The following is a 7,085-nucleotide window of genomic DNA, read 5'->3' on the forward strand; positions in this document are numbered from 1 at the left end:
TTCCGCAACGCTACGAACCAGCGCCTACGCACACGCTGCGTCACCACCCGCCGAGCCCGCGGACACCTCCGCACCGCTCAACTTTGAAGACCCGGATAGCCGGACCATCGTGTTGACCGGCGTGACCCGCGGTTTCGGCCGTGAGACCGTCGAGTTGCTGATCCAGGAACGGCCGCAGGACCACTACGTCGTGCTGGCTCGCCGCGGCGCCGAGCGCCTCGCTGCGGAACTCGCCCAGGCCATCGGCGCTTCCACGGTCACAGGCGTGGACTGTGACCTTGCTTCGCTCGCCGAGATCAGGCGGGCGGTGGAGGAGATTCTGCGTGGGCTCGACACCGGGTACCTGCCGCCGCTCGGTGGCTATCTCGGCAACGTCGGCCTGACGCTCACGACGACCGAGAAACGCACCGCGGACGGGTACGAGATGACCTTCGGGGTCAATGTGCTGTCCCACTACCTGCTCGTCAGGGAACTGCTGCCCCGATTCACCGGACCGGGCTGGATCGTGCTCACCTCAAGCGACTGCCACTTCGGCCAATTCCGCTATACCCTCGGCGCCACGCCGCCGCCGCGCTGGGAGACACCGGAACGACTGGCCACGCCTCGTGCCGGTGGCGCGCGGGAGGCCGGGCGGGCGTACGCGACCAGCAAACTCGGCGTCATCTACCTGACCCACGCGCTGGCCCGCCGCCTGCCCGAGAGCGTCGGCGTCTACTCCTACAACCCGGCGCTCGTCGCGGGCACCGACTTCTTCCGCCACGCCCCGGGGCCCGTGCGGGGCGTGCTCAACGGATTCTTCCAGCTCCAGCGATTCCTCGGCCGGGGCATGACGCTGCATCAGGCGGGCGCGCGGCTCGCTGAGACGATCCTCACCGGGCTGACCGCTCGGACGGGGTCCTACCTCGATCGCGGCTGCCATGTGCCGTCGTCGCCAGAGTCGCACGACGAGGCCCGCGAGGAGGAGTTGTGGCGCGAGGCCGCCCGCCTCGCCGACGCTGACCGCCGGGCGGAACGGGCGGATATCCTGGACGAATGAGCGAGAACAAGTTTCCGGTGGAGACATTGCGGGACCGTAAACGCCGCCAGACCCGGGAACGGATCATCGAGACGGCCTTCGCGCTCTTCATGGAGCGGGGGTTCGATGTCGTCACCGTGGACGAAATCGCCCAGCAGGCCGAGATCGGCCGCACCACCTTCTTCCGCTACTTCGGCGACAAGCAGGAAGTCGTCTTCTCCACCGAGGACGACTTCCTGCGCGCGCTCACCGCGGCCATGCGCGATGTGCCCGCCGAGCCGCTCCAGGATCTCGCGCAGGCACTGGCCGCATCTCGTCGGCTGCTGCTCGCGATCTGCACCGAGGCCGCCCGCAACCCCGGCCATTACGCGGTTTACCACCGTCTGGTCAAGCAGCACCCCGAGCTCGAAGACCGCCACACCCGCAAGACCCGGCACTACGCCGACCTCCTCGAAAAACACCTGATCGACCACGGCGCCCCGTCGGCCACCGCCGTCCTCGCCGCCCAGTTGACCGTCGCCTGCTACCAGGCGGCGTGGCGCCTCGGCAGCCACGACGCGACGGCGGTGCTCCGCGAGGCGAATGACGCCTTCGACCTCCTGCTGGGCGCCACCGCCGCATAACCGGCGGACTGTGCCTTGCACGGCCGGGACATACGCAACCTCGCAGCGGGGTCGACCACCTTCAGCACCCCCGAACACCTCGTCCAGACGATCCGACGCGGTCTCCGCCACATTCAGTACCGCAGCCACCTCATAGACGGCTGCCTCACCGCGACAGCACTGATCATCAGCCCCTGATCACCGAAGACGACATCACGAGTTCAACCGCAGTAGGTCGCGTATTGAGTTGTGCTCAATGGGTGGTTCGACGCGCCCGGCAGCCAGCCGACGAATGCGTAACATTCGCGCCTTTCCCGCTGCAGCAGATGACCAGCCGCACCGTTTCTCCCTCTTCACAGGTGCCCGAACTATTGGAGGAACGATGAACTGGTCCAGGGCCGTGGCCGTTACCGCGGCGTGTCTCGTTCTGTGCGGGGGCGCCACCGCGGCGAGCGCCGCCGGAGCGGCGCACAGCACGGACGCCTCCGCGCACAAGACCGCGTCCACCACCCCCGAAAGTCCCGGGACCACGAGCGGCAAGCCCGACCTGATCCTCAACGGCCAGACCGACGCCCGCCCCGGGCAACTGGTCGACATGGAGCTCTACGGCATCAGCCACGCACAGGGCGGCGACGCGGTGACCGCCCAGTCGCCCGCGTGGGGCGGGTCGGCACGGCTGGGATGGGTGGGCGACCACTACTCGGCCGTGGCGACCCTCAAGATGACGGACAGGCCCGGCTGGTATCCGCTGACCGTGACAGTCCATGGCCGTACCGTGGCCCACGACAGGATCCAGGTCGTACGATCCCAGCGGCCCTCCTTCACCCTGCCGGCGTCGCGGTACGTGACCCGCCCCGGGGAGCCGGTGTGGGCGGGTTTCGACGACCTGTATCCCGGTGAGCGGGGCACCGACTTCACCGTGCGGTCCGCGGCCCTGCCCGGGCCCGTGCGTCTCGTCCACGACGCGACCCTGGATTTCTACAACCCGCGGGCCTTCTCGGCGCAGATGCAGCTCAAGCCCGTCCTGGCGGACGGCACGTATGCCTTCACACTGTACGGCCCGTACGGCCGCCGCCTCGCCGAGAAGCACGTGAAGGTCCGTGCGTCCCGGCCCGGCGACCGCGACTATCTGGGCAAGGCGTACGGGCCCGAGTTCTACGACCCGGGCCAGGGCTACTCGGGCGGCACACACCGGTTCCGGGTCGGCGTGGGGCGTCAGGTCGCGGTCATGTGGCACGACGAGTACCCGGACGCGGGTGAGCAGACGAGGTTGACCGCCACCTCCCCGGCGTTCACCGGGGTGGTCCGCCTTCGCTATGACGACAGCAAGGCCGCCGACGGCGACGACCCGCGCTTCTTCGGCACGGCCACCGTCCGCCACGACCTCAAGCCCGGCCGCTACCCTGTGACGATCGTCGCCCACCACGGCCGGGTGAAGAAGACCGGGTACCTGACGGTGACAGGGCGGTAGACCCAGCCCGATGCCGGCTTCCGTTCGAGCCCTCGCTCGTGCCGGAGCGGAACGGGCGCGCCCCCAGGACTACGAGTCCCCCCACCGGCAGCCGGAACGCAACAGGAGTCACTTGAACCGGACGGCACCGTCTGTACTCCGTCACACCTGCTCCCTCGGCGGCCGGCCGGTGCGCACGCATGAGGACTACCGGATCGTCGTCGACCACGACGAGTCGGTGCTGGAGAGTGCGGACACCGTCGTGCTCGCCACGCAGGAGCCCAGCGAACACCTGCTCGCGACCGGCACGCTCCCCGCGGATCTCGCTGCGGCGCCGGACCGCATCGGGCCGTGGACCCGCGTCGTCAGCCTGTGCACCCCGGCCTTCCTGCTCGCGGCGGCCGGTCTGCTGGACGGTAAGCGGGCCACCACGCACTGGGCGCTGTGCGACGCGCCGGCGCGGCCGTTCCCCGACGTCGAGGTGGATCCGGACGTGCTGTCCGTGCTGTTCGTCGGCAGCGGACGCATCCTGACGTCCGCCGGCGGAGCGGCCGCCATCGACCTGTGCCTGCACCTGGTCCGCCTGGACCACGGGGCGGCGGTGGCCTCGGCCGCCGCACGGCGCTGCGTGGTGGCGCCGTGGCGCGAGGGCGGGCAGGCGCAGTTCATCGGGCCCCCGGTTCCGCAGGGCACCGACCGTTCCACTTCGGCGACCCGGCAGCGGGCGCTGGACCTGCTGGCTGGCGGGCAGGTACGTGGCGTTGGGAAGGGTGGGGGCCCACCGCCCCTCACGCAGCTCGGTGTTCCAGCCGACGTGGTCGTAGTGGATGTGCGCGTTGACGACGACGTCGACGTCCTCGGGGTCGACGCCGGCCTCACGCAGGCGGGCGACGTACTCGGTCCCGCACTCCGGCGAACTGCGGGACCTGCGGGCGCTCCCGGTCGTTGCCGACCCCGGTGACCACCAGGATGGTCCTGCCCTCGCTGCGCAGGACCCAGGTCTGGATGTGGCAGCGGCAGGCGTCGTCCGCGGGCGTCCGGAAGTCGGGCGCCAGCCAGTCCTGGTTGCGCCGCCAGGTCTCCTCGTCGCTGTCCAGGATGATGAAGTGGGCAGTACGGATGGGGCCGGACAGGACCGGCATGACCAGCGGCCGGCACGCCGATCCCGGCGCCTGGTTCTGCTACGTCGACGCCGACGTACAAATCGAGGTCCGAACCCGAACCGGAAGCTCAATGGCTTGATGGACGAACAGGACGGCTGTGAGACCGTTCACCGATGTGTCACGTGCCCGTCCGGCAATCAGCGCGCGACTTCACGCATGAGTCCCTCGAGGTCGCGTTCGCCGATCGGTGTCTGTGCCCCCTGCTGCAGGCCCTTGCTGATCAGATGCTGAGTGGTCGGCAGACTGAACGTAGCAGCCCAGGCACGGTTTTCACGCAGCAGTCCTTCCTTGAAGTCATCCGCGGGCAGCGAGTGCTTGACTGCTTCGATGACACCGTCGGGCAGCGCGGCGATGTTACGGGCGACACGGTCGACGTACTCGTCGAGCTCGTCGGCGGGCAGGGCCCGGTTGATCCAGCCGTAGGACGCTGCGGTCTCGGCATCGAACAGGTCGGCGGTGAGGATCACCTCCAGGGCGCGGTTGCGGCCCATGCGGTCCCGAAGGTACTGCGTGCCGCCTCCGCCGGGGATGATGCCCGTCAGCGCTTCAATCTGACCGAGTCCAGCGGTCTCGACGGCGGCGAACGTCATGTCCGCTGCGGCCACGAATTCCGCCCCGCCTCCGCGGGCCTTCCCGGCGAGCTTCACGATGGTCACCTGGGGCTGGTGGCGGATCAGCTCACCGATCGCCTGGAACACGTTCACGTCCGCCGGGGCGGATGCGGCGAGTTCCTGGAGGACGTCCATCTCCTCGCCGACGTGCATGTCCACGTGAGCGATGAAGAATTCCGGGTCGGCGCTCGAGAAGACGATCATGCGGACGGAAGACTCGTCCTCGAGGCCCGTCAGCGCCGTCCGCAGCTCACGCATCATCGTCGTTCGGAGCACGTTCACCGGGGGATTGTCGAGGACGATCCGGGCGACGCGGTGCTCGCTGCTGTTGACGCCTACTGACTTGAGGTGCTCGGGGTGGCGAGCCGGACAGCGTTGTTGTGGTGCTGTGTGGTTGTGCCGGTGAGCCCGCGAGAAGCCGTCCGGCTTCGTCGTGACGCGCGTGATCAGGAGGGGTCTTGCTCGCGCCTCGTGGTCAGTGCACCTGGGGACTTCCGCGCGGTCGTTCGAGTGTTGCTCAAGGATGCCTTCGCGGGCGAAGGCCGTCGAGGAGGATGTCGAGAAGCCGGTCGGCCGTGATCGCGTGGCCGGGCTGGTGTGCGACGGTGAAGATCCCGATCAGGCCGGCCGCGATCTCCTCGGCGGTGACGTCGGGCCGGAGATCTCCTGCGGCGCGACCTGCGGCGAGGATCGACGATATCGCGTCGAGGATCTCGTCCCTGGTCCTGGCGTGGCCGACGGCGTCGGACTCGATCATCGTCAGCAGTGTGTCGAGCATGCCGTTCTTCGTCGCGATCCAGTCGCCGAACAGGTCCATCCAGCGTCGCAGCGCAACGGCCGGGGTCACCTCGGCGAGCAGGTCCCGGGCGCCGTTGGTGAGGCGGACGACTTGATCACGGTAGACAGCCTCCACCAGGGATTCGCGGGTCGGGAAGTGGCGGTAGAGCGTCCCGATGCCGACACCGGCCTCGCGGGCGATGGCACGCATCGACGTCTCCGCACCGGGCGCGGCGAGCACGCGCGTGGCGACCTCGAGCAGCTGTTCGCGGTTGCGGGCGGCATCGGCCCGGGTCGCCCGCAGCTTGGGAGTAGTCAAACGGAACACGCTCCGGTTATGTTGGATTCCTTAAACGGAGCATAGTCCGTTTCGGGGTGGCTCCGCGAGCGCGAGGAGACGAGTTCGACATGCAGCAGTACGACGACGGACTTCGGGACGGCGCGAGCAGGGCGGTCCGGCTCGAGTCGTGGGGAGCAATTGTCAATACCTGTGGATCAGTTGCGCTCGGGTGAGTTGATCGCGACGAGCTCGACCTCGAAGCCGTCGGTGTTCTCCAGGTAGGCCGCGTAGTGCTGCTTGCCGCCGGCGTGCGGGTGCAGCTCGGGGAACATCAGGCTCCAGCTGTGCTGGGCCGCGTCGGCGGCCAGCTTCTCGACGGTAGTGGCGTCCTCGACGTGGAAGGCCAGGTGGTTCAGCCCGGGTCGGCGGCGGTCGTGCCGGTCGGCGGTGAGGGCCGGGGACTGTTCGAGGACGAGATAGGTCGGCCCGAGCAGCCAGCTGCGGCCGGTGTCCCAGCTCTGCGAGACGGTGTAGCCCAGCGTCTGAAGCAGCCAGCCGAGTGAGGCGACGGAGCGGTCGAGGTCGGGAACCCAGATCTCGACGTGGTGCAGTGCCCCATGCGTGGGCCGGTTCACGCGGCCACCGCCTCCTCGCGCTCGACCAGGACACCGTTCTCGAACCTGGCGCCGGAGCGGACCAGGGCGACGAGGTGGGCACCGGTGATCGCGCGCCAACGGTCCTGGGCGGACTCGACCAGCTTGAACACCATCGCGAGGGCGGCGGCTGGGCTGCCGGCGCCGCGGGTGACCTTGGTGCGGAGCCTGACCGTGGAGAACGTGGACTCGATGGGGTTGGTGGTCCGCAGGTGGATCCAGTGCTCGGCGGGGAAGTCGTAGAACGCCAGCAGTTCCTCGGCGTCCTCGGTGATCTTCGCGACGGCCTTGGGCCACTTCGCGCCGTAGGTCTTCGCGAACGCCTCGATCGCCTTCTCCGCGTGCGCGCGATCCTCGGCGTTGTAGATCATCCTGGATGGCCTTCGTCGCCCCTGGCTGTGCGGACTTCGGGTGAGCGTTCGTGACGTTGCGGGCCTTGTGAAGCCGTAAGGAATCAACCTGTTGCTTCTGGGGCATCGGCTCGTTGGTCTGGTATGGCGATCACGGAAGCGATGCTGTCTCAACTGCACCGCC

The 7,085-nt window shown here is 68.8% G+C and carries 7 protein-coding genes and 4 pseudogenes; 6 read left to right on the forward strand and 5 right to left on the reverse strand.

All coding sequences use genetic code 11. The annotated features are described in order from the left end of the window. From ACFC02_RS40685 to ACFC02_RS40705, 5 genes and pseudogenes are all read left to right on the forward strand, one after another. The coding region (locus ACFC02_RS40685; RefSeq protein WP_376367763.1) for an SDR family NAD(P)-dependent oxidoreductase at nucleotides 1–1,036 on the forward strand (1,036 nt) is incomplete at its 5' end. Beyond that, nucleotides 1,033–1,638: a TetR/AcrR family transcriptional regulator gene (locus tag ACFC02_RS40690; RefSeq protein WP_376367765.1), complete on the forward strand. Its 606-nt coding sequence runs from the start codon at nucleotides 1,033–1,035 to the stop codon at nucleotides 1,636–1,638. The genes ACFC02_RS40685 and ACFC02_RS40690, both read left to right, overlap by 4 nt. A gap of 51 nt (nucleotides 1,639–1,689) precedes the next feature. After that, nucleotides 1,690–1,815, forward strand: a pseudogene (locus ACFC02_RS40695) (IS630 family transposase); the annotation flags it as partial. A 184-nt stretch (nucleotides 1,816–1,999) separates the two neighbouring features. Further along, complete coding sequence (locus ACFC02_RS40700) at nucleotides 2,000–3,088, forward strand: hypothetical protein (RefSeq protein ID WP_376367767.1); 1,089 nt, start codon at nucleotides 2,000–2,002, stop codon at nucleotides 3,086–3,088. 10 nt (nucleotides 3,089–3,098) lie between these two features. Beyond that, nucleotides 3,099–3,590, forward strand: a pseudogene (locus tag ACFC02_RS40705) (AraC family transcriptional regulator); the annotation flags it as partial. A 258-nt stretch (nucleotides 3,591–3,848) separates the two neighbouring features. Here the strand turns inward: ACFC02_RS40705 and ACFC02_RS40710 are convergent. Then, nucleotides 3,849–3,950 (reverse strand): annotated as a pseudogene (locus ACFC02_RS40710) (MBL fold metallo-hydrolase); the annotation flags it as partial. Between the two features lie 74 nt (nucleotides 3,951–4,024). Between ACFC02_RS40710 and ACFC02_RS40715 the strand changes: the two are divergent. Beyond that, complete coding sequence (locus ACFC02_RS40715; protein ID WP_376367769.1) at nucleotides 4,025–4,309, forward strand: hypothetical protein; 285 nt, start codon at nucleotides 4,025–4,027, stop codon at nucleotides 4,307–4,309. A gap of 58 nt (nucleotides 4,310–4,367) precedes the next feature. Here ACFC02_RS40715 and ACFC02_RS40720 read toward each other — a convergent pair whose 3' ends face one another. The 4 genes and pseudogenes from ACFC02_RS40720 to ACFC02_RS40735 all read right to left on the reverse strand — a co-directional run. Continuing rightward, on the reverse strand, nucleotides 4,368–5,366 hold the full coding sequence (locus ACFC02_RS40720; RefSeq protein WP_376367775.1) for an enoyl-CoA hydratase/isomerase family protein: 999 nt from the start codon (nucleotides 5,364–5,366) through the stop codon (nucleotides 4,368–4,370). Continuing rightward, entirely contained in the window at nucleotides 5,359–5,937 is a 579-nt protein-coding gene (locus tag ACFC02_RS40725) for a TetR/AcrR family transcriptional regulator (RefSeq protein WP_376367771.1), read from the reverse strand. Before ACFC02_RS40725 ends, ACFC02_RS40720 begins: the two co-directional genes overlap by 8 nt. A gap of 176 nt (nucleotides 5,938–6,113) precedes the next feature. Continuing rightward, on the reverse strand, nucleotides 6,114–6,533 hold the full coding sequence (locus ACFC02_RS40730; RefSeq protein WP_376367773.1) for a VOC family protein: 420 nt from the start codon (nucleotides 6,531–6,533) through the stop codon (nucleotides 6,114–6,116). Then, nucleotides 6,530–6,992, reverse strand: a pseudogene (locus ACFC02_RS40735) (transposase); the annotation flags it as partial. The gene ACFC02_RS40730 and the pseudogene ACFC02_RS40735, both read right to left, overlap by 4 nt. Nucleotides 6,993–7,085: the final 93 nt, after the last annotated feature.

Origin of the sequence: Streptomyces sp. NPDC056160 (assembly GCF_042268205.1) — a bacterium.
Taxonomy (GTDB): domain Bacteria; phylum Actinomycetota; class Actinomycetes; order Streptomycetales; family Streptomycetaceae; genus Streptomyces.